A 23971-nucleotide genomic window follows, 5' to 3' on the forward strand; every position below is an offset into this window, starting at 1 on the left:
AAATCTTCGCATGGTGCAATTATCATTATTCAGAAAATGTTGGTTTGTAAAATGATCGATTTTCTAGTGCAAATACTTTTTCTGTAAATTCGCCTGGTTTAGCCTTTTCTAGAGCACGATTCATCATATTAATTTTTGCATCTAAGTTATCAATATAATGGAGAACCTCTGCTTCACGAACTAGAGGTGGTTTGGCACTCCCCCACTCTGCTTTGCCATGATGGCTCAAGACAAGATGCTGCAGAATCATGATTTCTTCGGTATGAATGTTCAATTCATCAGCTGCTTTGCCTATTTCATTGACCATAATCGTAATATGACCAAGTAGATTTCCTTCAGTTGTATAAACAGTCGACACAGGGCCAGATAGCTCTTTCACTTTCCCAAGGTCATGCAAGATAATTCCTGCATATAAAAGATCTTTATCAAGTGTTGGATATAAAGCTGTGATCCCTTTCGCTAAATCAAGCATTGATACTACGTGATAAGCAAGCCCTGAATAAAATTCATGGTGATTTTTCGTTGCAGCTGGGAATGTCAAGAAATCACTTTGATATTTTTTCAGTAAATGACGAGTTATTCTTTGGATATTCGGGTTTTTCATTTCAAAAATATACTGTGTAATTTTCCCCATCATTTCATCTTGACTCAATGGAGCCGTTTGAATAAGATCGGCTGGGGTCACACCATCCTGTTCAGTCGTTAAACGGATATTTCGAATCTTCAACTGGCTGCGACCTCGGAAATTCTGAACATCCCCCAACACTTTGACCGTTTTTTCACCTGAAAAATTGCGCTCATCGTCCTCGGAAACGTCCCATAACTTTGCTTCTATTTCTCCTGTTTTATCAGAAAGAATCAGCGTAAGAAAGGGCTTGCCATTACTAGCCACTGCTTTTGTACTACTTTTAATATACATATATGTATCCATTGAATCACCAACACCGAAGTGAATGATGCCTTTTTGCATGTGTACATACCTCCGTTCCAATTTCAGTATCAATAGTATACCATATCTTGCAATATTACGGTTTCAACTTCTTCGATTTTCATGATAAAGTGAAACTTCAATCAGTGGGGGTTTTCTCCAATCCCCACTGATTGTTAGTCCCGTTCTACTGTCGCTAAGATCTTCGCTCTCACTTCGATCAATCGACAGTACGTACCCGATTTATCGAACTCAGCCTGTAGGGGTGTTACTTCCATTGATGCTAGATAAATCTGTTCTAATTTTTTGCTTATAAAGAAGCTCCTAAAGGAGTTGACAAATACGTTAAACCGTCTTTTGAAAAGTGGTTGAGCAGATGTTCATGACATGTAAAGAAAATTATTTGCCTATGTTCAGAAACTTTTTCAAGTAAAGCAATCGTATTTGCTGTTCGTTTACTGTCAAAATTCACAAAGCTATCATCAATAATCAAAGGAAAAGAATCATCCTTGAATGTGTAGTCTGCGAGCGCAAGTCGGAATGCTACATATATTTGTTCTTGAGTACCACGGCTCACTTCATTGACGTCAAAAATCAAATGATCAGAGCGCTGGATAGTGAATCCGTCCGAATCATGGTTCAGAAAAATGCGATTGTACTGTCCATCCGTTAAATAGGTAAAATACTCTTCTGCTTTGCTTATCACACTAGGAAGACGTTCCTTTTTAAATGTATCAATCGTTTGGTTCAGCAAACTACGTGCTACGGCATATTTGGCCCAGTCTTTTGCTTCTTCGTTAAATATTCGGCGCGCTTCATAAAATTGATGCATTCTTTCATCATATAAACCGCCTTCTTCAAGCTGTTTAATTTTGTGTTTCAAATCAGATTGCTTCTCTAGCAGCTGTTCATGTTTACTAGTGATTTCAGTTCGAATTGTTTCAAGATTTTCAATCGTATACTTGCTAATGTCTTTTTCGATATAGCAAGTGAGTTGTTCTCCTTGTAAACGCGCCTGCTTAAGTTGGACAATGATAAGCTTCAGCTGGCTGAGAAGTTGTAGCTTTTCTTCAGCATCAAATGCTTTTTTCCGAAAATCACCTTCATCGGCCGCACCAACTTGGTCTATTAATTCTTGTATTTGCTTAGTTACATAATCCGTTTCTGATTTGTGATTCTCAAGTGCAACTTTCGTTTTGGATATTTCCTCAAAATTCTGTTTCAGTTGAATTTGTTTTTCGAACAAACCATTTAACGCTCGTTTCAAAATAGTGAGAGCTTCCTGCCAAGTACCCGGATATTCTTCCAACTCACTGGTATAATAAAACAACGCTTTCTTCCTATTTTGTATTTCCAAATGTATATGCTCTATATTGTTACGGATTTCGTTTTTCTCTTCCACTTTCACTTTTAATTTCTCAAGAAAGCTGAAGATTTGCTCTAAGTCATGCTGGATCGCTTCATTCGGAAGCCCCCATAGTTTCGCGATATTCATAGCTTCCGCCTGAACTATATTCCACGATACTTCCCAAGTTTCAAAATCATGTATCACATCATCAAATGCTTGTTCTCGTTCTCCCATCTTAAATGCTTCATTAGCTATTAAACGTTCTAATTCTCGTTCTTGTTCAAGTAGACGCCGAACTGAATCAGTTTCAAATTCTATAGATTGAAAATGAGCTTCTTCTTTCTCAAGGGAAGTTCGCTTCTCTTTGACCTCAGAAATTTGCCTCTTGTATTCAACTAACGTATTCTTTTCCTTAAAAAAGAAAAATCTTGTCCAAATAACAAATAGTGCAGCTGCAAAGAAAACAGTAAGTATAGGCTGTTTAATAATAAACGAATAATACGAAATGCCTAATAGAACCATGCTGATAAAAACAAAGATTATTCGCTTTTTACTATGTTGATCCCGCTCTTTTTTTTCTTGAACTTTATACATCCGATCCAGGTTCGCAATTTGTTCATCTAGCATATCTTTTTTCACTTGATCATATTGTTTTTGTTGATTTTGATCTTGTGCTGTCTCGAACTTGAGCTTTTGTTCCTTTGGCATGCGTCGATTCTTAAGTTCTATCAGCCGCATTTCAGACTGTTCTAAACGGCCTTTTACTTGTTTATATCGCTCATCAAGTTGCTCTTTTTCATTACTTAACACTCGTTTTTTTTGAGCGAGCGTTCTTACTTTGTCCTTCTTAAAGGAGCTGAAATCAAGCTCCAAGATTGCTTCTTCACTACTTTTAAAAGACAAATCAGCCTTATGTTGATCGATTTCCTTATTTACTAGTTCGAAAACTTTTTCTGCTTGATGTTTATCGAGCTCTAATTGTTCAAGAAGCGCAGAACTCTCGATAGCTGTTTCGATATTTTCTTTATTTCCTTCTAAAAAAGGGGATACGAACATCTTCTCCCGTTCAACCATCAGTTCGTCAATCTGTTGTTGAAATGAAGCTTGCTTTGCCTCAAGCTGCAGCAAAATAGAACTTAGCTGTTCAAACCGTTTTAAACCATCAATTGGAAACAATTGATCACCTAACAGAGCCAATCTCGATTTGATGACAGCCTGCTCTTCAATAAGCGGCTTGATTCGAAGATATTCTCCTGTATAAAAGAGCTGTTCTTCATTAACCTGAAATTGTTTCTTCAGCTCTTCCAGTTCTTCGTTAATTTCTTTTAACTCACTTTGTAATTCATTATAGGTAAGCTGATCATCACCTGCGATTTTCATATCTTGTTGACGTGTTTTCAGCTGCTTCATTTGACTATTAAGCAGCGGTTTCTGTCCAGAAGGTTTGAACCTTAAATCCAGCTCTTTTTGCAATTTCCCTTCTACATCCAAAATCTTATCATTGCCAACTAAACCTGCCGAAAGCAAATACTTGCCTATGGTTCCTTCTCCTAGCATATGTAGTCCTTGTAAACCTTGTAGGTCAAAAGAAAAAATCGATTGATAATAGGCCTTATCCATGCCTTGCATAATATTATTAAGCATTTCTTCCCCAAACACTTCACCATTTTCAAACGTGACAATTACATCCCCCGTCGCTTTTCCTTTTACCCTTTCAATTCTTACCTCGCCATATTGCTTTGTTGCAACAATAAGCAGCCCTCCATATTTGGCATGCATTTTTGGTTCATATCGTAACTCGTTTTGAATTTTTGTTGGGAAGCCAAATAAGATACTGTGGATAAACGACATTATTGTTGATTTGCCAGCTTCATTTTTCCCGAAAAACACATGCAGACCTGACATGTTTGTAAACCGCATATTTTCCATTTTTCCATAGCCGTATATGTATATTTCTTTGATTTTCAAACTGCACTCTCTCCTTATTGCAGCATTTGCAAAAGCATCCGTTTGGCGTCTTTTAGAATTTTCCCTTGCTCTTCTTCCGTCAGTGAATCAAGCCATTTCTTAGCAATCCCATGTCGATATAAAGGATTGAGCGCTTCATCGTATTCCGTAAAACATTCTACTTTTGAAAGGAGCTCTGATGTAAACGGCGTGTCATGTAAAACAACTGGCATAGTGTCCTTATGAAAAGTTATCCGATATGGCCAGACATTCCATTCCTCATCTTCTGCCTGCTCTTGTAATATTGATAGAACATCATCTAGAAAATCTTCACGAAGGATATTAGAATCATGACCATCCCTTCCATCTAGGATAAGATCAAGTAAGTACTTCTCTTTAAAAGGATGATATTTCATCAAAATATGTTTGCATTCCGCTAAAATCGCATCAAATGTGTATCCCTCGGAAATCGTGACAGTTACTGTATCCCAAATCACTTCTGACGTACGAATAAATTGCTGTTTCCAATCTGAACCATTAAGTTCAATCAAATAGCAGCCCTTCTCCCCGTTTTCCTTGCGATTTCTGCCTTGAATATTTCCAGGATAGATGGCAAGCGGTTGTTCTGAGATAATTTCCCTTTTATGAATATGACCAAGCGCCCAATAATCGAAATGCTTGTCTGTGAGATCCCGTAATGTGAACGGCGCATATGGACTATGAGTTGTAACGCCTTCTAAATTCCCGTGTAGAAGTCCAATATGGTAATCCGCACCTTCAATCTTTGCATATGTATCAATCATTCTCTCAGTTACATGTCGCTTCGGATAGCTGAATCCGTAAAGATGAACTAGCGTACCATCACTTTTTTGAAACAACTTCATTTCGGTTTTTTCCGAAAATACATGAACATTATCAGGAAAATCCACATGTATCCATGCTCCGCCCAGATGATCGTGATTACCGTGAATAATATATACAGGTATTCCAGCCGCCTTCAAATGCTCCATTTCCCTGCGAAACTTCACTTGAGTACGTAAGCTTCTATTTTCACCGTCAAATAAGTCACCTGATAAAAGCATAAAGTCCACTTTCTGCTCAATGGCTGTACCGATAATATTGCGAAATGCTTTGAACGGACTTTCCCGCATTTCGTCTGTCCATGCTTTAGGTACAGATTTTAGTCCTGTAAATGGACTATCTAAATGTAAATCTGCCGCATGTAAAAAAACAACCGGTCTCATATTCATTCCTCAATTCCATATTTGATTCTCTTGTCAAATAGTTTACCCTAATTGTAGCATAAGCAGAACACACTTTCCCATTTTTTCACTCATGGAAAAGTCAAACCCCACATCTACTATCTATTGTTTATATGACGAACCAACATAATAAACAGTGGATAAATTGTGAGGTCAGAAAAAAAAGGGGCAGCACCCCCTATCTACTATTTATTGTTTATATGACAAGAAGACGCTATAAACAGTATATAGAGTATGAGGTCAGACCCTTTTCTTTGATAATTGCAAAGCGTTTTTGATACTTTTTAAAGATTTCGAGCTTCCATACATTAGAACGCCACCGCGATAGATTTTTGCCCCTATCATACCTAGCAAGATAATCGTCACGATTAGTAAACCGATACTTATGGCGATTTCCCAGAAAGGAACATTAAGCATACCAACTCGTAAAAACATAATCATTGGACTGAAAAATGGAATAAATGATGTGATCGTAATATAACTAGCTGAAGGATTGCCCAGTCCAAACATCGCAATTAGGAAGGCAATGACAACAAGCATCGTCATCGGTGAGATCATTTGCTGTACATCTTCTATTTTGCTTACTACAGAGCCAAGACAAGCAGCAAGTGTCGCATACAAAAGATAACCAAGCATAGCAAATATGATCGCGTAAATAATGGTGGAAATATTCGTGTTACCAAAACCAAAAAACGCAAAAAATCCTTCATTCATTTCAGCCAAATTCCGTTTAACCGAGACATAACCTACTCCGAAAAATAAAATCATTTGGGTAAGGCTGAGCAAGGCAACACCTAATATTTTCGCAAACATTTGGGTAATCGGTGGAACACTTGATATTAAGATTTCCATCACTCTTGACGTTTTTTCTGTAGCCACTTCCATCGCAATCATGGTTGCATACATTAACACACCGAAATAAATGACAAACAAAAGCACATAGACAAGCCCCCGAGCTTGATTCAGATCTTCCTCTGATTTTGCATTTTCTACAAGAGCGATTGATTCATAAGCTGGTGGTGTATTCAATTGTACGATTTGTTGGTCCGTTAAGTTTAATTCACTCGCAGTATGCTTGCTTTTCAATTGAGAAAGCGCGTGTAATAAATCATTGCTTATCATCGAATCTGATATTTGATTGGCTTTATACGTTCCTTTTAAGCCATAGGTCACGTCTTTTTCAAGAAGTAAATAGCCGCTAATTTCTTCATCCGTTACCATTTCCTTTGCAGCTGCTTCATCTTTGGAAGCGATCATCGTAATGTCATCGTTAACAGCTTTTACTTCAGCTTTAAAGTCCTCAAATAAATGGTCTCCAGTTTGATCGATGATAGCAACTTTGTCTTGGTCATCACTTCCAAATGCCTTCAAAATATTCGTCATGTTAGAAAGAATAAGAACTAACGCCATCATAATAATTGTAGTTATAATGAAAGATTTCGTTTTTAATTTTGATAAATAGGTATGGGAAAGCACAATCCAAAATTTATTCATAGGCTGCACCTACTTTTTCAATAAAGATATCGGTCAATGACGGTTCTTCCAATTCGAATTTCCGAACAAATCCCCTTGGAACAAGTTCACGAATGATTTTCTCTGCAACATCCTCACCCGTAACCTGTAGAATTCTACCTTCCATCGTTGTCTTGACTTTCGTTACACCAGGATAAGAATCCAAGAAGGATAAATCAAAATCAGCTCGAATCGACACATTCTTTTTTCCAAATGAACGCTTAATTTCTTTAAGATTACCTTCAACTACAGGTGATCCCTTATGCATAATGCAAAGATGTTCACACATTTCTTCAACATGCTCCATTCGATGGCTCGAGAAAACGATCGTCGTACCGCTATCTCGCAAATCGATGACCGCTTCCTTGAGCATCTCTACATTCACTGGATCTAGACCACTAAATGGTTCATCAAGTATAAGCAATTCCGGTTTATGAATCATGGAAGCGATCAACTGAATTTTTTGCTGATTTCCTTTAGAAAGCTCTTCAACACGCTTATCAATATATTCTGGAACCTTAAAACGGCCAAGCCAATACTCAAGTTCCTTTAAAGCATCTGCTTTGTTCATTCCTCTTAATCTTGCTAGATAAACAATTTGTTCCCGCACTTTTAACTTCGGGTATAGTCCACGTTCTTCAGGCAGATAGCCAATTAAAGAGCTGCTCGCATAATCGATCTTCTTCCCATTCCAAACAATTTCTCCTTCTGTTGGATCAAGCAGACCAAGTATCATCCGAAATGTTGTTGTTTTACCAGCCCCATTGCCGCCTAAAAAACCAAACATTTCTTTCTCAGGGATTATGAAATTAAGATTATTGACAGCAGTAAATTCTCCAAACTTTTTTGTTACTCCTTTAATTTGTAAAGCCAACTAATTACCCCCTTTACGTGATACTTCTAGCGGTGGGAATTTATTAAATTCACGACACCTTTTTTCGATTCTTACCCAGAATAATTTAGATGTGTTACATACATTAAGATGGGATAAAACACCATTCCACTATCATCTTAACGAAATTCCTATCCATGTACAATACGTATGCCCTAAAATAAAGTGGTATAAGTGGTATAATATTATGAAAATTGCAAATTAATCACAAATAATTTTCAAGAATATAAAGGAGTGTTTTATATGAGCAATATTTATAAATTGACAGTCTTTGAATCATCAGGGGAAAAATTGTTAGATGAGGCTTTTACAGCTGAAAATGATGACATGGCAAAAGAAATAGGTCAGCGATTATTAATTGAAAAAAACTATGAACAGAAAACACACCGTTGTACTTCATCCGCAGGTAAACTTCTTCTCTTTCACCCTTAAATAAAGGATCATAACAGACCCCTACAACAACTAAATACAGTAATAGATACGTGTATGAAAAACGACATATCCTTCATAGTAAGAGGTGGTGTGTTAACGCCATATTAGTTTACCGTGAAGGAAAAAGGGAAAGAATACAAGAAAAAGTTAAATTAGGAGGAGAAATATGTTCGTAGATCATAACACTGTTAACTACTGTATGAATGAATACAATATTTTAAAAAAAGTAATTGTCTGTGAGCCACAATATATGGAAATCCGTGAAGTGATTAATGAAACTCAAAAGCAATATAAAAATGAAAACATTGATCGAGAGTTGGCTATGCAGCAACATAAGCAATTTATTGAACAATTAGAGGATTTAGATGTAAAAGTATATCAACTTCCCGCCCGTGCAAAGTTTCCTGAACAAGTTTTTACACGTGACATTGGTTTTACTATTGGAAAAACAGTATTTGTAGCAGAAATGGCAAATCATTTGCGACAAGGTGAGGACAAAGTATTAAAATCCTGGCTTGAGGAAGCGGAGGTTCCATTTTACGATTTAACAATGGCGCATATTGAAGGTGGCGATGTATTAATTGATCGAAAATCTATCTACATTGGCGTTAGTTCTCGAACCGATGAAAAGTCTATCGTACAGCTACAAAATCTTCTACCGCATTTTGAAATCATCGCTTTACCGTTTAATAATAAATTTCTACACTTAGATTGTGTATTCAATATCATCTCTGAAACTGAAGCACTATTTTTTCCAGAAGCATTTGCAAAAGAAGAAATTGATTTGCTTCACTCACGGTATGACCTGATTGAAATTAATGATTGTGAACAATTCACTTTAGGGACAAACGTTCTTTCAATTGGCAGAAAAAAAATCATCAGTCTTACCGGCAATAAGGGCGTGAATAATCAACTTCGCACAAGGGGATATGAGGTAATTGAAGTAGATATGTCTGAAATCATTAAATCAGGCGGGTCATTTCGATGCTGTACAATGCCACTTGTACGAGAATAAGTATTTTCCCGATTTGATACATAAATCCTGGAAGCAACGCATATTACATTTTAAGTAAAGGCTGTTTTCACATACTTTGTTGCTTTTCAATCATTTTTACACTAATAACCCGGGTTGATTTCCGTTGCAGGTACTCGCTTTCCGCGGGCGGTCTCAGAAGCCTCCTCAGTGCTTTGCACTTGCGGGGTCTCCCTCAACACGCTTTTCCCGCAGGAGTCTCGCACCTTCCACTACAATCAACATCTGTTCGAATTGGTTTCTTGCTAAAAACAACAATCTTTACGAAAAGAGCCTAAGTAAAAAAAGAACCCTCAGCACCATTTCTGTTATGGTCTAGGGTTCTGCTTCTGTTATTTTTGTACAACCCCAAACAGTTCTTCAAGAATCTCTATTTTCTTCTCCGTATAGTGTTCAAAATTGTCGTTGTATGACTTAGGATCCTTTGGATTTGCAAAATGAGTAATCTTCCCTGTAACTGGGTCAAGGAACTTACTCGCTGCCCCACAGCCAAGCCCAATAATGGTTTGCTGTTCTTCCATGATCATGATATTATACAAACTTTCTTGACCAGGGAAAGAATAACCGACATTTTCAAGGTTGCCGAGAATATTTTTCTGGCGATACAAGTAATATGGCGTGTAACCATGCTTTTCAGCCCAACTCTCGGCCGTTCGCATCATTTTCTCAGCTTCTTTACGTGAAGCTACTTTATATTTTTGCTTATTGCGTGTCATTTCTGAAGCACGTTTGAACGATAACGTATGAACAGTTAGTGATTCTGGCAACAGCTTTTCCGTCTCATCCAAAGTAACCTGAAACTCAGGAAGCTCCTCTCCAGGAAGCCCAATAATTAAATCCATATTAATATTGTTCATGCCCATCTTTCTTGAAAGATGGAATTTCGTAATCGTTTCTTCAACCGTATGATGGCGCCCGATTGCCTTCAGCGTCTCCTGAATATATGATTGCGGATTCACACTAATTCGGTCGATATTCCACTTTTTCAATACTTCTAGCTTTTCTGGTGTAATCGTATCCGGACGCCCTGCTTCAACTGTTATTTCACGAACCTTTTCAACATCTGGGAAACTTGCATACATTTCTTCGTACAGCATATCCATTTCCTCTGCAGTAATACTTGTTGGGGTACCGCCACCATAATAAATTGTGGTGATTTTTACATTATGTTCTTTCATCCAGCGGCCCATTTCTTTAATTTCATAATGAAGACCGCCGAGGAACGAAGTCACAGATCCTTGTCTGCCATTAATCGCATAGGCAGGGAATGTACAATAGGCACATTTAGTTGGGCAAAATGGAATCCCGATATAGATGCTCACTTCTTTTTTCAATTCATATAAGTCCGGAATGGCTGCCAATTGTCGATCGACAATACGCTGCATCAGGTCAATTTTCTCATCAGAAATTAAATAATCTTCACGAAGTTCAGCATGTGCTTGTTCTTTCGGAAGCCCTTGTTGAAGCTTATTATGGAGGAGTTTGGTTGGACGGATTCCAGTTAAGATGCCCCATTTCTGTGTGATACCTGTGACTTGTTGAAGCACATCCAAATACACATGGGAAACAACCCGCTTCACTTGTTTAAACTGCTCTTTATCTGTATTTGCTGGAATTAGATCTTGGGAATAACCAGCTAAATAGCTATTTTCCGTAGTTCTATCTAGTAGCGATGCAGATACGGTAATTTTATCGGTAACTTCATAATGCAAGGTTACTTCAAAATCTGCATCTTTCACGTCACCAAAAACGATTTCCGATTCTTCATAAAATAAGTTCGCAATATTTCGAAGCGGACGTTCAAACCGCTCATCATGTAATCCCTTTATTTCAATTTGCAAAATGATCACCTGTTTAATTTTATTTCGTAAATATCCTTTTCATTTTACAGAATTGGACTAGTTCGGTCAATGTTAACAACAGCCAAAGCAATTTGCTAGCGACTAATCCAGCATTTTTCCAACTAAAAAATTGGAATCCGCCCCCTTCTTGCTGACATTAAATTTTGCGGTCCAAAATAAGTTTTTAACGCTTACAAATTAACTTATAAACCCTCCCTGAGGATCCATTTGGGGGTTTGACTATAAAACTATTAAAGATATAAAATAGATTGGTATTTGTAGTAAAATAGAAGATTGGAAGACAGGGTGAGATACTTGATTGAATTAAAACTGCGTAATATTTTAAGGCAAGTGAAAAGCAAAACCCCCAAAAAAAGATACGAGGCTCTTGACCAGCTTTTTCAATATAAGCATCAGGATGGGCTCGAGGTCCAAATGGATGTTCTTAAGGATATCATAAAAACTGCGGCTTCCAAATTTCCAGAGCGCGTGGATCAATGGGACAACCCTTCCTTTTATTTAATCGATTTTGTCTGCGATTTTCCAATGCCTGAAGTCATAGAGAGCTTGATAAAGTATTTTGACGATTTTGACCTGCAGGCTAAAGAAAGGGTCATTGAATTTTTGCTGTCGACAGAAGATGATGATATTTTTTATTTTCTCGAAGAAAAGATCGTCAAGTTGATGCAGACAGAGGATTTCGTTATTCCAGCTAGGGAGTTAGCATCCTATCCTGTGCTTATTAAAGGAATCCTTGATGCCTCACTTGACAAGCTCCATTCAAACCATTATAAGTTCAAGCTATATGACTTATTATTGTCTCTTAACAAATCCAGCTATGAACAGGGATATAAAAAAGAGACTGTTCTCTCTTTCTTACTCGAAGACTATCAAGCTGTGAAACAGGATTACATAAAATTTAATCCCGAATATTCAACAAAATATGTTTATTCTGCCTGGAAGGACAGCTACTTTGTTGTCCGCAACCAAATGAGGCTATTTATTAGTTTAATGGAATATTATTATACTCCGCAAATTGGCAACGAGCTCGAGATGGCGCTTGATTTCCGTGATCCTTTGATCAAGACAGAAGCCCTCCTTGTATGTATAGCAAAAAACCTTCCTTTTAAGCAAAGTACTTTATTGGAATGTGCAGAGCATATCGAAAGTGCAGAAATGGCATATTGGGAACTGTGTGAAAAGAATTTGGAACATCTTTATCCAATCCCTGAAGGAAAGCAGCCTCATTTGGCCAAAACCAGGCTCTTCTCCACTATTATCAACCTACCTGAGGATGAGGACGGAATAATCCGCTTACCCGATGACATTCAGATAATCGATATAGTGGATACTGAAAATGCTTATGGACAGCCAGTACGCTATTATCTGACGAGTTTCAGAGAGCACGGCTGTGTGTATGCTGCATGGGTAGGCGGCTATGCCCTTGAAGATGGCGATGACACAGCAAATCTATGGGACGGTACATATACCGATTTTGTAGAATTCGATTCGGGTAGCATTGAAGAACATAAGCAGACCTTTTTCAAAAAAAGAGCTGAGGAAAAGCTAGAATATGAAAACAGTGTTTATTATGAAAGCTCGCCAAAGCTCAGCAATGGAGCATGGTTCTATTTAGCCCTACTAATTACCCACTGGATTAGGGCGGCTTTTACCGGATTTGAAGGCTCCCTTCTGCCTTCCATTTTTTTCACCTTAATTGGAGCGGCATTGTTCATTTTCGAATTCACAAAAAATAAGAAGAGAAATATCTTAATTACCGGTCAGCAGCTCATAAAGAAAGATGGATCAAAACAGCATAGTATCGGTTTGCATGAGATCAAGAAAGTAGAATATAACAAGAAGCATGTCATTTTGTATAACAAGAAAAATGAAATTGCCTTTAAGTTCCCGCTCAAATGGGTTCGCTATGAACTTTTTTATCTTCATATGAAAGAGCATACTGCCCATTTGAAGGAAAGGCCATTCATTCAATCATAAAACTAATTGTCAGGGATTCTCTATGGTTACGAAAACCCGTGGGAGTCCCTTTTCTATTATTTTCATTGAAATTCTATGTAAGCGTCTAACAACTTGGGTCGATTAAAACCTAAAGGGCTCTATACAATTCATCAACTATGCTGCCACGTTACTCGAAAAAGAAGATCTTTCATAAGTTGATTTCTTATTAGTAACAGGTATATTCTTGTAAACATCTAACCTGTAGACAGATAGCACCTAATCTCAAAAAACTCACAAAAAGATTTTCCTTTTATTAGCAATCAACCTTAAAAGAATTTCACATCCATCGAAAAAATATTTTCTACCAATTACTATGGAAAAGGTTAGCGTTTTACAAAAAAACTTTTTTAAATAGAAAATACTCTGGAGACTATCTCATCCCCAGAGTATTTTTACACAATTATAAAAAGATTTATTTAACAGCTTCTTTTAATTCTTTACCTGGCTTAAATGCAGGAACTTTAGAAGCAGCAATTTGGATTTCTTCTCCAGTTTGTGGATTTCTACCCGTACGAGCTGCTCGATCGCGTACTTCAAATGTGCCAAATCCAACTAATTGGATTTTCTCTTCTTTAGAAAGTGTAGTTGAGATTGTTTCAATCAATGCATCTACAGCTTTTTTAGCGTCTTCTTTTGTTAATTCTGCTTGTGCTGCTACAGCACTTACTAATTCAGTTTTGTTCATAGTCATACACCTCGTCCTTTAATCTTAAATAGTATGTAGAAATGACACCATAACATATTATCTCTATATCTGTCACCTAGTAAGGCTAAGAAAAAGCAAACAAAATTCCTATAAATATTGATAAGTAGAAAATTACAATGATATTTGAATGTACTCATGTAATTAATTTTAAATATTTATGTTAAATTTTGTTCTCTATTATGATGCCTTGTAGTTCTTTAAAAATCAATTATTAAGCTTAAGCAACTGTACTTTCATCCATATAAAATAACTCCCATTGATGACTGTCTAGATCTTGAAAACTCCTTTGATACATAAACCCATGATCGACCGGATCATTTGAAGCCTTACCACCTGCTGCTAAAGCCTTATCGACAAGCTCATCAACTTTTTCCTTACTTTCAACAGATAGTGCCAAAATAACTTCTGTACTTTTAGTTGCATCAGAAACTTCTTTTTTAATAAAACTTTTAAAATATTCTTCAACTAACAACATGACAAATATATGATCACTGATAACCATACATGTCGCATTTTCATCGGTAAATTGAGCATTAAATTCAAATCCTAGTTGAGTAAAAAAGTCTATAGATTTTTCCAAATCCTTAACAGGTAAATTCACAAAAATTTTCTTTTCTTGGACCCCCATAATCTCTCCCCTCTCCGTTTCATTATTTTGACCTATTTTGATAGACATCGTATTTTTTACCTGAGGTAAATCTTGAGCGGTAGTAGTTTGTCCTATAAGTTTATCCAAAATAAATGGATAATATAAGTCAATAAGTTCTAATATTCCATTTTATTTTAAAAACAGAACTATTTCATCATTATGAATCATCACACTCGGGTTATAAATACTAAGTATATTTAATCATTTTCTAATTCATTAAGAGGTAATTCCCTTAACGATCCCGTCTTATTTTCCTACCCGTTAATACGGAATCAACAACAAAAAACACATGGCGAGTTTCAAAACCATGTGTTTTTATTGATTTGTTAGAATAGACAGATGAAAAAATTAAGATTCGCAGCCTTCACACTGAAAAATTTGTTTTTCAGCGTCTAATACTTTTAATAACTTTCCAATTAACACATCTTCATCCTCAGTGAACTCCAAGTCGACGATTCTTTCGTGGATCAATGTTTTCGCCTGTTCTTCTGTTTCTGCTACTTGGCTAAATTCACCTTTTTTCTGAGTAGAAAGCACTTCGTATTCAAAAAGATATCGTTGTTTCATCCTGTCACTCCTCTTCCCTTATTAATCTTTTATTATAATGATTAATTTCGAAGAAGAAGAATAATCTGCTCAATCATGGATGATATATTTCACCTATTTTACTTGTGGTGGATTATTTCAATAAGTTCATCTTCGTTAAAAATTCAATATCGTACTGTTTTCTAAAAAACTCCCTCAGCATATAGGCCACACCATGTTCATCATTCGTACGAGTTACCCATGCAGCAGCAAGCTTTACCTTATTTGGAGCATTGCCCATCGCAACACCTAGGCCTGATTCAGAAATCATCTCGAAGTCATCTTCATCATCACCAATTGCGACAATTTCATTTCTTTTAACACCTAAATAGTCCGCTAAATAAAGGATTCCATTCCATTTTGAAACACCTTTTGGAACAATCGTCAACCTTTGGTAAGGTTTTGCCATTACTTCCACTTCAGGGAAGAGTTCTTTTAGTAAAATGTGCAAATCAGCGTAATCTTTACGACTTTTAAAAATCACATCGATTTTCACAGGTGAAAATGGCTGTTCTTTTAGCTCTTCGCTTAAAAGATTAACAAAGTGCTGCGAATATACACTAGGCTCATTTTTGTAGATGATCGTTTTTCCTAGCAAATTTTCAGGAAGATTCATGCGATTTCCGATCAATGATTTTTCTCGGATTAATTGTATCTGACATTCTGTTTTTTCAAGCAGCTGAACTATTTCCAGTGTTAATTCTTCACTAATTCTTTTCACAAAAATTGCATTTTCAATTGTTGAACCGACAAAGGCTCCATGATGAGCAATCAGCATTGGATTTATTTTCAATGCTTTTGCTACTTTCTTTGCTGAAAGATAATTTCTTGACGTTACAAGGGCTACATTCACACCTTTTTGATGTACATATTCAATAGCTTCCCTCGTGGATTTATGTAAACGGCCATTCGATTGAAGCAATGTCCCATCAATATTCACGGCTAGTAAGCGATACACCATGTTGACCACCCCTTCTATTCCAATTTATGAAGAAAAAATTAACGGTAGAACATTGGAATAGGAAGAATTTTTCACAATATAAGTAAAACCAAGTTGCATTGAAACGAGGTACATTTATAGGCTAAAAACAGTCCTATTAGATTTGATTTTATAAAAAAACTATCAGCCACCCTTTATAAAAGTTGGCAGGATTGATCCGCTTTTTCATGCGAGGTATCATTCAATGTTTTTTTCAATCAGGAGCTGAATCTGTAATTTGATACTATTCTCTTTTGTAAATTTTTATAAATTGGAATGATTATGATTTATATTTAATGACTATTCATATAATCACAACTCATTAAAACGTAATAATTATGAATTATATCTTATAGCTCATTTTTGCTCCCGTTAATCTTTTTTAAGTCTCAATCTACTAAACTTGCATATCCTATTGATAGGGCTACTAGAATTAAGGTAGTAATTTTATTGTGACCCATTTATTTAAGCTACTAAACGACCGTTCAACCTTCCTATTATTTTACTTTTTTTGTCTTTTTGTTACTTTTCTAGAGTTGGTAAATAATCATGCTCGATAGTTCCGTAGCAATGAACCAACGATCAAACTTGGCGTTAGTTCACAATCAGATACAACTGTTTCAGCTGCTAATCCTAGTGTAAATGACTACAATACTGAATGGACTACAGAAAAACCAGATCCAATTTCAGAAATTGAATATTCAGCCTTGCAAAAGAAATTACTTCACGATCAAATCATTGTTGCACGATTTGGAGTAACCTGTTGGGTTGCCGCCGCAACCGTATACGGTTTTATGGCAAGAGGGGACGTTGCACACTTGCCTCTTGACGAATGGTTACAACTAACTGGTACAATCGAGCAAACGAACTACGACGGTTCTACAATCTCAATAATTAAAATCCACCCATAAAAAAAAATGAAATAAAAAAGGGAGTCGCATAAGCAAGGGTCAAACCCTTATGAGACTCCCTTTTTTTATTTGTTGGATTGGACCCTGATATGAATAGGTTACCGAATTAACAGGGGCAATATTATTGTTGTGGAGAACCGTAAAGATCTTCTAGCGGTTTCATAATAATTTTGTTTAAATCAGCAATTGCCATGCTCATTCGTTGTTCTGCTTCCATCAACTTTGAAATGGTTGAATGTTGTTGGACTAACGCCACTGTTTTTTGCGCTTGCTCGACTTCTTCTGGCGTGATTTCTTGTCCAGTCATTTGCTTTTGTTGTAGGTTCATCTGCAAATTACGGAAGTTCTCGAACATCCCTTTAGCAGATGGATCACTGTTAACTTGATCAAACAGGCTTTTTAACTCCTTATATTCATTGCTCTCACGGATTGCTTTTTCTAAATCATATGCTGAATCATATAGATTACTCATTCCTATTCCCCCATTCTCGAATTTCTCTTATTCACTATACCAAATCGAACTTGAAAATTACATAAAAACAGCAATTAATCCTTGAACGATTCCGATAATACCACCTAATAAAGCACCCAAATATGTAATCATCGATAATTCTTTTTTGGCAATCGATAACACAATTTTTTCAAGATGCTCCATCGGGAATCCTGCAACTTGTTCTTCGACTATTTTTTCGATTTGTAACTTTGCAATTAATGGTGTAAGATGGTTGCTTAAATAGCCAACACCTTGCTCAAAGACAGCTGGGACCATTTTTTCAATAATTAGCTCTTCCACATCATTCGTAATTTCTTTCAGTGGTTTAGTCATCATTTCTTCAATTGCGAGTATTTCTGCCATTTTTTCTAAAAGCAAGGTTTGAATTTTTTCATTTCCTAACATATTCTCTACCTTACTAAACTCCCATTGCTTTACTTTACTCCATTCACCAACCATTAGAACTGTAAAAAGCTCTACCGTTTTCTTCTGCTCAAGGAATTTGATAAGTTCTGGTTGTACCTTATCAACAAGCTTGCCATTTCCCACGAACATTTGAATCATGTTGCCAAACATGCCTCTGTTTTTCAAGAAGTCGTCAACCATGAACTCTAGACGTGCTTTCCCTTCCTCACTGTTAAAGTATTCTTTTCCTTTCTGCATTATGCACGCGGAAAGAGTCGGAATCATTTCTGAAGCTTTTTCTTTGATTTGGGGAGGTAATACTTCATCCAAAGTTTGGTGGCGATGTGCGGTAAGCCAATTATTATATTTATTCAATACAATTTTTTGGGCATATTTCTCCAATTTTTCTCCAGGTTGCTGTACTCCAAATTGAGTTAACATCTCATTCAAACTTTTATCAGTTGATACAACTTTTTTTACTTCTCCTTGCATCCATTCTTTCATATCCTGTTTAAAGGAAGCGTTCATGATCTTATTTTGAATACTGTCAGGAGTAAGTAAATGCTCAACTACCACTTTCCCAAGTTGTGTTGCCAATTCCGCTTGGCGTTTAGGCAATAGACCTGGTGTAAAGGGCAGCCGTCTTCCGAATAAATATACAGCCTTGTACGGATGGAATAGCATCTTAATCGCTAAATAGTTGGTCGAACCACCTATAATGGCACCAATCAAGACCATAAAAATGATGGTTAACAATAAATTCATGAAGATTCTCCTTATATTCGAATATAACTACCCCATCGGGAATGACACCGCTGATGACAGTTTACTGTATCACAAATATTAATAGGCTGCTGTACACATTCTTTATTCTTTGAACATACAATAACCCAGAATAGCAAAATCGCCTAAATTTGGTGGTGGGACTTTTCTAAACTGAGTATAAACGGGGATTGACGATGAAAATATTATACGACAAAGTTTCAATAATTGCAGATAAAAGAACTGCGGGTCGTACTCCCACTATTTATGTCCCTCCATTTCTGTTAAAAAAGTGGCAGATCAAAGACTCCACCCGTATCTCATTAGAAGTAGGATTCAAACAAATAGATGTGTTTGTATGTACCCATCAAGATAGCCTATCACAACTTAAGATTCCTGAAAATGTACTGCAGTTTCTAACTCTACCTAATTGTTCATACTCTGTACAAATAGGTTTCTGCCCAATAAATACGCAGCTTTCAATTGGACCTATACTTGCACTTTTAACCGATCAAAGACTAAGTGAGGAGAATGGGTTTGGAGAACTAGAAATTTTTTTTAGGGAATTGTACAGGTTTTGTTGCATGAATGGGTTTCTTTTTTTCATCATTCCTCTTCAAACACTAGTTGAACCAAAGGAAGTGACAGGATACCTTCCAAATGATGAAGGCTGGGAACGGATGTCCATGCCCGTTCCTGATGTTGTGTATAACCGAATCCATTCAAGAAAACTAGAAAACTCTGAATCATTTAATCGTTTCAAAACATTTTTAACCGATGCTTCCATTCCCTTTTTCAATGGTGGTTTTCTATCTAAATGGGACACTCACACTCTTTTATTAACTGAAGAATCACTAGCCCCATATTTGCCTGAAACGATCCTACTCCAATCCGAAGTAGATTTTGTTACTTTTTTAAAAATTTATAACGAAGTATTTGTAAAGCCCGTGTTTGGAAGTCAAGGTCGTAATATATGTAAGCTATCACGTGTTTCAGAAGGATGGGTCATAGAACATTCAAGTAATAGCAAAGAAACTCATCTCATCGAAACTGAGGAACGACTTTATCGGTTCCTCATGAGAAATACGAAAAAGAGCGCCTATATCGTTCAAAGAGGCATCCCATTACTCGATATTGATGGACATAAAACCGATTTTCGAGTCCTACTGAATAAAAATAAAAAGCAAGAATGGTCGATCACATCCATTGTCGCAAGACTGGGTAACGCTGGACATATTGTATCCAATCTCGCTCAAGGAGGCGAAATGAAAAATGCATCAGCATTTCTCTCCACTGTATTCGAGCGAACAGAAGTAATTCGTATTTATAAAAGCTTATCCAACCTTGCCTTAACCATTGCCAAAACTGTTGACAACAAACGAGATGATTTATTCGGGGAACTTGGCATTGATTTGGCACTTGATTCGGATAATCATCCTTGGATTATTGAAGTGAATTCAAAACCTTCGAAGAAATACCATGTAGACTCTGAGAAAATTCGCCCCTCTGTAAAAAACATCGTTGAATATATGAACAAATTGTATGTAAGTAAAGCGCCTTAACCTCATCTAATCGTTATCATCGGAAAGGAGCGGGAACTATGATTTCCCTAGGGATCATGTTATCCGAGTTATCAAAAGAACAACGTTATAGTACTGAAATTGCAAAAAGAGCGAGTAAAAACAACTTGAAGGTATTTCGATTCAAGTCATCTAGTATTGACATAGCAAACAAAACTTTACAAGGTGAATCGTACAATCCGCAAGCTAACCTTTGGGAGCCTGAAAAGTTTCCTATCCCAACATTTATCTATGATCGCAGCTTTCATGGATTAATAAGAGACGATCAAATTGCACGAAAAAAAATAACTTGGCTAAAAGAGCAGGCTCAATTTCTCGGTCATGGCCTTCCTAGTAAATGGCAAGTTTATAGCGAACTTAAAGATTTGCCGTTGCTTCAAGCCTATTTACCTCAAACCTCTCAGGCGACAGATGCTGAAACCATATGGAATCATCTTCATAAAAATGAACAGATTCTTCTAAAACCGTTATTCGGATCAAGAGGAATCGGCATTTATCTTTTGTCTAAGGTTGAAGACGGTACACTGGTAACGATGACCAAACAGGAAAAAAGATATGAAAGAAACTTCAAATCAAAGCAGCAGCTTCTTAGATGGATTGAATCACTCTTAAAAAAATTCCAATTCCTTATTCAACCTTATTTACCATTATTCAATCTTGAAAACGAACCATTTGATCTGCGCATTCTCCTGCAAAAAGACGCAAACAATCAATGGGTTGAACAAGGCAGAGGCATTCGTCAAGGGAACAAGGGTTGTATCACCTCAAACTTAGCGACAGGCGGTAAAATTATAACCTATGAAAAATTTATCAATCAAATTGACAATCCCCATAAAAAATATATTGAGCTGACCATTGGGCATCTTCTTCGTACACTGCCCGAAGAGCTTGAATCAAGATTTCAGCCGCTTTTTGAGCTAGGTATTGATCTTGGAATTGATCAAAAAAATCGAGTATGGATTCTTGATATCAATTCAAAACCTGGTCGAAAAATTATTGAAACTCTGCAACCAGAAAAGAAAGATGTCCTATATGAAGCTCCAATTGCTTATTGTAAATATCTTTCTGACAACTTAGTGAAAGCAGGTGAATTCAATGAAGAAAATCTATCCATTTGAAATAACTGATATGGTGGGAGATGTTTTTTATTATCCATCTGAGCTAGAAGGAATCGTAAATTTTACTGATAAGGAATCTGTTTGCTTTGGACATCGTTCACATCAAGCTGACATAAGAAGCAACCCCTCCATTAGGCAAACCTTTGCACTTTCACGCTCTCTTGCTGAAGCGTTATACTTTCCAGAAACAGAAACTTCCTTGCATGTGTTCCCTTACCAGAATAGTATTCATATTGGGCCATTAGTCGGCATCTTTTCTGCTGGCTTTGGACCTTTTTTAACGAAACCATTGGGTGAACGCTCTTCATTCTTTTCTAAGCTTTTATCTTTGAATAAAACGACTGGATGCGTCCCTTTCATTTTTGGTGAAAATCATATCAACTGGGAACAAGAAACGATTCGTGGCTATGTGTATCAGGACGATCAATGGGACATTTGTGAATTTCCTTTTCCTAATGTCATCTATGACCGTTTACCTAATCGAAAAACAGAGAATAAAGCTGGTCCAAAAGAAGTGAAACGAAAATTCCAAACCGACTTTTCCATTCCTTGGTATAATCCAGGCTTTTTTAATAAATGGGATGTATATGAACGTTTAATAGATGATGAACGTGCGACTCCCTACCTACCTGTCACCTATCCATTTCAGTCTTTTTCAATTGTTGAAACATTACTTTCTGAACATCGTCAAGTTTATATAAAACCGATTCACGGCAGCCTTGGATTAGGGATACACCAAGTTCTTTATGATAAGCATGATGACATGTATTACTGTCGTTATCGTGATCATGAAAATGAAAACCGATTAAAACGCTTCTCTACCCTGGAATCGATGCTGAAGCATGTATTTAAAAACAAAAGAATTGACCATTTAATCGTACAACAAGGAATATCATTAATACGTAATAACCGCCGTCCAATCGACTTTAGGGTCCATACGAATAAAGACCTTGATGGGGATTGGCAAGTTACTGCAATTGCCGCAAAAATTGCTGGTGAGGGGAGCCTCACAACCCATGTGAAAAATGGTGGTACTATTATGACTCTCGATGAACTATTTGGTGATGATGATACAGTATTTGAAGTGCATCAACAGTTGTCAAAAGCTGCCCTTATCTTAAGTGAGGCCATCGAAGAACATATAGACGGAATCGTTGCGGAAATTGGTTTTGACTTAGGATTAGATAAACAAGGGCAAGTCTGGATGTTTGAAGCCAATTCAAAGCCAGGTCGATCCATTTTTTCGCACCCTAAATTACAAGATTTTGAATTATTAACAAGGAAACTCGCTCTTGACTATGCTGTCTATTTAACCGAGCAATCACTCGCCAGCACTGGCGGCTTACAGAAATGAAATTGTATTATGATTTAACCAATCAATTGTGGAAGCATCGCTCCTCTGGTCAAAAGGCCTATTTTGGTCAAGATCTTAGAGAAATTCCTTTTAGTGAAGAAGTTCCATTGCCCTCCTTTTCCGTACAAACAAAGTTGGAACACGGAAACCGAATTTTGACTGTAGGAATCATGACCTGTCAAAACAAAAAGAACGACTTCGGAATCGCTGGAAACCTACCATTATTTTATGACTTGCATCAAGAGCTTTTAAAGCATGGGATCTTCTCATTTATTTTTACTGCTGAAGATGCTTTAACAAATACCAGACGTGGTCTTGTATATAGTGTTGAATATGGTAAATGGATGAAGGTTTCGGTGCCAAAGCCATGTGTCATTTATAACCGAATTCCCTTCCGTTCATTTGAAGAGACCTCTACATTCCAATCATTACTAAATGACTTTAAAGCTCGTAACATTGCCATTTTCAATCCAGGTTTTTTTCATAAATACGATATGTTTGAAGCGTTAGCTAAAAGTCCAGATCTTAGTAGATTTTTACCTGAAACAATTCTACTGTCTTCATCGCAAGTACTTAAAGATTTTCTTGAACATCATCGCGAAATTTATATAAAACCAGGTAAAGGAAATCGCGGTTACGGCATTGCAGCACTTTCCTTAATAAACACTTCAGAGCTAATTGTAAAAAAAACGAATGGCACGGAAACATACCCTGCTTTCGATCATTTTTGGAAATCCGAAAGTGACAGACTATTACGTAAAAAATATATTGCTCAGCGTGCAATAAAACCGAAAAAAATACGTGGCCATCGCTTCGATTATCGAATCCTTGTTCATTATCAGAATGGAGTCCATCTTGTAACAGGCAAAGCTGTACGGTTGTCTCAATCCCAGGAAGTTACCACCCATATTCCTAAAGGCGGAAAGCTTTATCCATATAATCGATTACAATCAGTAGAACTTGACGAGCAATTTAAAACGATTGCTGAACAATGCGGAATCATCCTTTCCAAAGCATTTGGTTTTTTCGGAGAGTTTTCAATTGATATTGGTGAGGATCTAAATGGGAATCTTTTTATTTATGAAGTGAATACAAAGCCCATGCAATTCGATGAGCCGGAAATTGAAAGAGCCCGTCATAAGCATTTGCGACAAATATTCAGAGAAATCGGTTTACCAAAGCTTCTTCCAAGATAGCAAATCTGAGTGTTCTTCC

20 protein-coding genes are annotated in these 23971 nt (G+C 36.7%); 8 read left to right on the forward strand and 12 right to left on the reverse strand.

Features of this window, described 5'->3' with window-relative positions; all coding sequences use genetic code 11:
* Positions 1 to 25: 25 nt before the first annotated feature.
* From yhaM to HNP81_RS02675, 5 genes are all read right to left on the reverse strand, one after another.
* A complete protein-coding gene (yhaM, locus tag HNP81_RS02655) occupies positions 26 to 970 on the reverse strand; it encodes a 3'-5' exoribonuclease YhaM (protein WP_028393220.1) in 945 nt (314 codons plus the stop codon).
* 268 nt (positions 971 to 1238) lie between these two features.
* Positions 1239 to 4244: an ATP-binding protein gene (locus HNP81_RS02660; protein ID WP_182501453.1), complete on the reverse strand. Its 3006-nt coding sequence runs from the start codon at positions 4242 to 4244 to the stop codon at positions 1239 to 1241.
* 14 nt (positions 4245 to 4258) lie between these two features.
* A complete protein-coding gene (locus tag HNP81_RS02665; RefSeq protein WP_182501454.1) occupies positions 4259 to 5467 on the reverse strand; it encodes a metallophosphoesterase family protein in 1209 nt (402 codons plus the stop codon).
* 258 nt (positions 5468 to 5725) lie between these two features.
* Positions 5726 to 6979, reverse strand: coding sequence for an ABC transporter permease (locus HNP81_RS02670; protein ID WP_182501455.1), 1254 nt, complete (start codon positions 6977 to 6979; stop codon positions 5726 to 5728).
* The gene (locus tag HNP81_RS02675; protein WP_182501456.1) at positions 6972 to 7871 is read right to left on the reverse strand and encodes an ABC transporter ATP-binding protein; all 900 of its coding nucleotides are present in this window, start codon (positions 7869 to 7871) and stop codon (positions 6972 to 6974) included. Before HNP81_RS02675 ends, HNP81_RS02670 begins: the two co-directional genes overlap by 8 nt.
* Before the next feature lie 261 nt (positions 7872 to 8132).
* Here HNP81_RS02675 and HNP81_RS02680 point away from each other — a divergent pair, with 261 nt between their 5' ends.
* A complete protein-coding gene (locus HNP81_RS02680) occupies positions 8133 to 8321 on the forward strand; it encodes a YhzD family protein (RefSeq protein WP_182501457.1) in 189 nt (62 codons plus the stop codon).
* 166 nt (positions 8322 to 8487) lie between these two features.
* The gene (locus HNP81_RS02685; protein ID WP_182501458.1) at positions 8488 to 9336 is read left to right on the forward strand and encodes a dimethylarginine dimethylaminohydrolase family protein; all 849 of its coding nucleotides are present in this window, start codon (positions 8488 to 8490) and stop codon (positions 9334 to 9336) included.
* 350 nt (positions 9337 to 9686) lie between these two features.
* Here HNP81_RS02685 and HNP81_RS02690 read toward each other — a convergent pair whose 3' ends face one another.
* Positions 9687 to 11195, reverse strand: coding sequence for a coproporphyrinogen III oxidase (locus HNP81_RS02690; RefSeq protein ID WP_182501459.1), 1509 nt, complete (start codon positions 11193 to 11195; stop codon positions 9687 to 9689).
* A 315-nt stretch (positions 11196 to 11510) separates the two neighbouring features.
* On the opposite strand from HNP81_RS02690, the gene HNP81_RS02695 reads away from it, so the two are divergent.
* Positions 11511 to 13193, forward strand: coding sequence for a hypothetical protein (locus HNP81_RS02695; protein WP_182501460.1), 1683 nt, complete (start codon positions 11511 to 11513; stop codon positions 13191 to 13193).
* Positions 13194 to 13626: 433 nt separating this feature from the next.
* On the opposite strand, the gene hbs is transcribed toward HNP81_RS02695, so the two are convergent.
* The 4 genes from hbs to HNP81_RS02715 all read right to left on the reverse strand — a co-directional run bounded on the left by hbs (position 13627) and on the right by HNP81_RS02715 (position 16115).
* Positions 13627 to 13899, reverse strand: coding sequence for a non-specific DNA-binding protein Hbs (hbs, locus tag HNP81_RS02700; RefSeq protein ID WP_028393229.1), 273 nt, complete (start codon positions 13897 to 13899; stop codon positions 13627 to 13629).
* A gap of 238 nt (positions 13900 to 14137) precedes the next feature.
* On the reverse strand, positions 14138 to 14548 hold the full coding sequence (locus HNP81_RS02705; protein ID WP_028393230.1) for a VOC family protein: 411 nt from the start codon (positions 14546 to 14548) through the stop codon (positions 14138 to 14140).
* A gap of 369 nt (positions 14549 to 14917) precedes the next feature.
* Complete coding sequence (locus tag HNP81_RS02710) at positions 14918 to 15136, reverse strand: hypothetical protein (RefSeq protein WP_034302133.1); 219 nt, start codon at positions 15134 to 15136, stop codon at positions 14918 to 14920.
* Between the two features lie 112 nt (positions 15137 to 15248).
* Complete coding sequence (locus HNP81_RS02715; RefSeq protein WP_182501461.1) at positions 15249 to 16115, reverse strand: Cof-type HAD-IIB family hydrolase; 867 nt, start codon at positions 16113 to 16115, stop codon at positions 15249 to 15251.
* Positions 16116 to 16840: 725 nt separating this feature from the next.
* Between HNP81_RS02715 and HNP81_RS24525 the strand changes: the two genes are divergently transcribed.
* Complete coding sequence (locus tag HNP81_RS24525; protein ID WP_376766709.1) at positions 16841 to 17044, forward strand: TIGR03943 family putative permease subunit; 204 nt, start codon at positions 16841 to 16843, stop codon at positions 17042 to 17044.
* Between the two features lie 121 nt (positions 17045 to 17165).
* Here the strand turns inward: HNP81_RS24525 and HNP81_RS02720 are convergent, their stop codons facing one another.
* Positions 17166 to 17516 (reverse strand): YlbF/YmcA family competence regulator, encoded by a 351-nt coding sequence (locus HNP81_RS02720; RefSeq protein ID WP_028393234.1) that lies wholly within the window; start codon positions 17514 to 17516, stop codon positions 17166 to 17168.
* A 57-nt stretch (positions 17517 to 17573) separates the two neighbouring features.
* Positions 17574 to 18707 (reverse strand): DUF445 domain-containing protein, encoded by a 1134-nt coding sequence (locus HNP81_RS02725; protein WP_182501462.1) that lies wholly within the window; start codon positions 18705 to 18707, stop codon positions 17574 to 17576.
* A gap of 194 nt (positions 18708 to 18901) precedes the next feature.
* Here HNP81_RS02725 and HNP81_RS02730 point away from each other — a divergent pair, with 194 nt between their 5' ends.
* Genes HNP81_RS02730 through HNP81_RS02745 form a run of 4 tightly spaced genes read left to right on the forward strand, consistent with a single transcriptional unit; the run spans position 18902 to position 23952 of the window.
* Positions 18902 to 20266 (forward strand): YheC/YheD family endospore coat-associated protein, encoded by a 1365-nt coding sequence (locus HNP81_RS02730; protein WP_182501463.1) that lies wholly within the window; start codon positions 18902 to 18904, stop codon positions 20264 to 20266.
* Between the two features lie 38 nt (positions 20267 to 20304).
* Positions 20305 to 21402 carry a YheC/YheD family endospore coat-associated protein gene (locus HNP81_RS02735; protein WP_182501464.1) on the forward strand — a complete coding sequence of 366 codons (1098 nt, stop codon included), beginning with the start codon at positions 20305 to 20307 and terminating at the stop codon, positions 21400 to 21402.
* Complete coding sequence (locus tag HNP81_RS02740) at positions 21380 to 22756, forward strand: YheC/YheD family endospore coat-associated protein (RefSeq protein WP_028393237.1); 1377 nt, start codon at positions 21380 to 21382, stop codon at positions 22754 to 22756. Before HNP81_RS02735 ends, HNP81_RS02740 begins: the two co-directional genes overlap by 23 nt.
* Positions 22753 to 23952: a YheC/YheD family endospore coat-associated protein gene (locus HNP81_RS02745; RefSeq protein WP_182501465.1), complete on the forward strand. Its 1200-nt coding sequence runs from the start codon at positions 22753 to 22755 to the stop codon at positions 23950 to 23952. Before HNP81_RS02740 ends, HNP81_RS02745 begins: the two co-directional genes overlap by 4 nt.
* The last annotated feature ends 19 nt before the right edge of the window (positions 23953 to 23971 follow it).

This window comes from Peribacillus huizhouensis (assembly GCF_014138605.1).
GTDB lineage: Bacteria > Bacillota > Bacilli > Bacillales > DSM-1321 > Peribacillus > Peribacillus huizhouensis.

Bases quoted from the DNA above. Each gene is read 5' to 3' on its own strand.
- yhaM (WP_028393220.1), bottom strand. From the start codon at position 970: ATGCAAAAAGGCATCATTCACTTCGGTGTTGGTGATTCAATGGATACA.
- HNP81_RS02665 (WP_182501454.1), bottom strand. From the start codon at position 5,467: ATGAGACCGGTTGTTTTTTTACATGCGGCAGATTTACATTTAGATAGT.
- HNP81_RS02670 (WP_182501455.1), bottom strand. From the start codon at position 6,979: ATGAATAAATTTTGGATTGTGCTTTCCCATACCTATTTATCAAAATTA.
- HNP81_RS02680 (WP_182501457.1), top strand. From the start codon at position 8,133: ATGAGCAATATTTATAAATTGACAGTCTTTGAATCATCAGGGGAAAAA.
- HNP81_RS02685 (WP_182501458.1), top strand. From the start codon at position 8,488: ATGTTCGTAGATCATAACACTGTTAACTACTGTATGAATGAATACAAT.
- hbs (WP_028393229.1), bottom strand. From the start codon at position 13,899: ATGAACAAAACTGAATTAGTAAGTGCTGTAGCAGCACAAGCAGAATTA.
- HNP81_RS02705 (WP_028393230.1), bottom strand. From the start codon at position 14,548: ATGGGGGTCCAAGAAAAGAAAATTTTTGTGAATTTACCTGTTAAGGAT.
- HNP81_RS02710 (WP_034302133.1), bottom strand. From the start codon at position 15,136: ATGAAACAACGATATCTTTTTGAATACGAAGTGCTTTCTACTCAGAAA.
- HNP81_RS02715 (WP_182501461.1), bottom strand. From the start codon at position 16,115: ATGGTGTATCGCTTACTAGCCGTGAATATTGATGGGACATTGCTTCAA.
- HNP81_RS02720 (WP_028393234.1), bottom strand. From the start codon at position 17,516: ATGAGTAATCTATATGATTCAGCATATGATTTAGAAAAAGCAATCCGT.
- HNP81_RS02725 (WP_182501462.1), bottom strand. From the start codon at position 18,707: ATGAATTTATTGTTAACCATCATTTTTATGGTCTTGATTGGTGCCATT.
- HNP81_RS02730 (WP_182501463.1), top strand. From the start codon at position 18,902: ATGAAAATATTATACGACAAAGTTTCAATAATTGCAGATAAAAGAACT.
- HNP81_RS02735 (WP_182501464.1), top strand. From the start codon at position 20,305: ATGATTTCCCTAGGGATCATGTTATCCGAGTTATCAAAAGAACAACGT.
- HNP81_RS02740 (WP_028393237.1), top strand. From the start codon at position 21,380: ATGAAGAAAATCTATCCATTTGAAATAACTGATATGGTGGGAGATGTT.
- HNP81_RS02745 (WP_182501465.1), top strand. From the start codon at position 22,753: ATGAAATTGTATTATGATTTAACCAATCAATTGTGGAAGCATCGCTCC.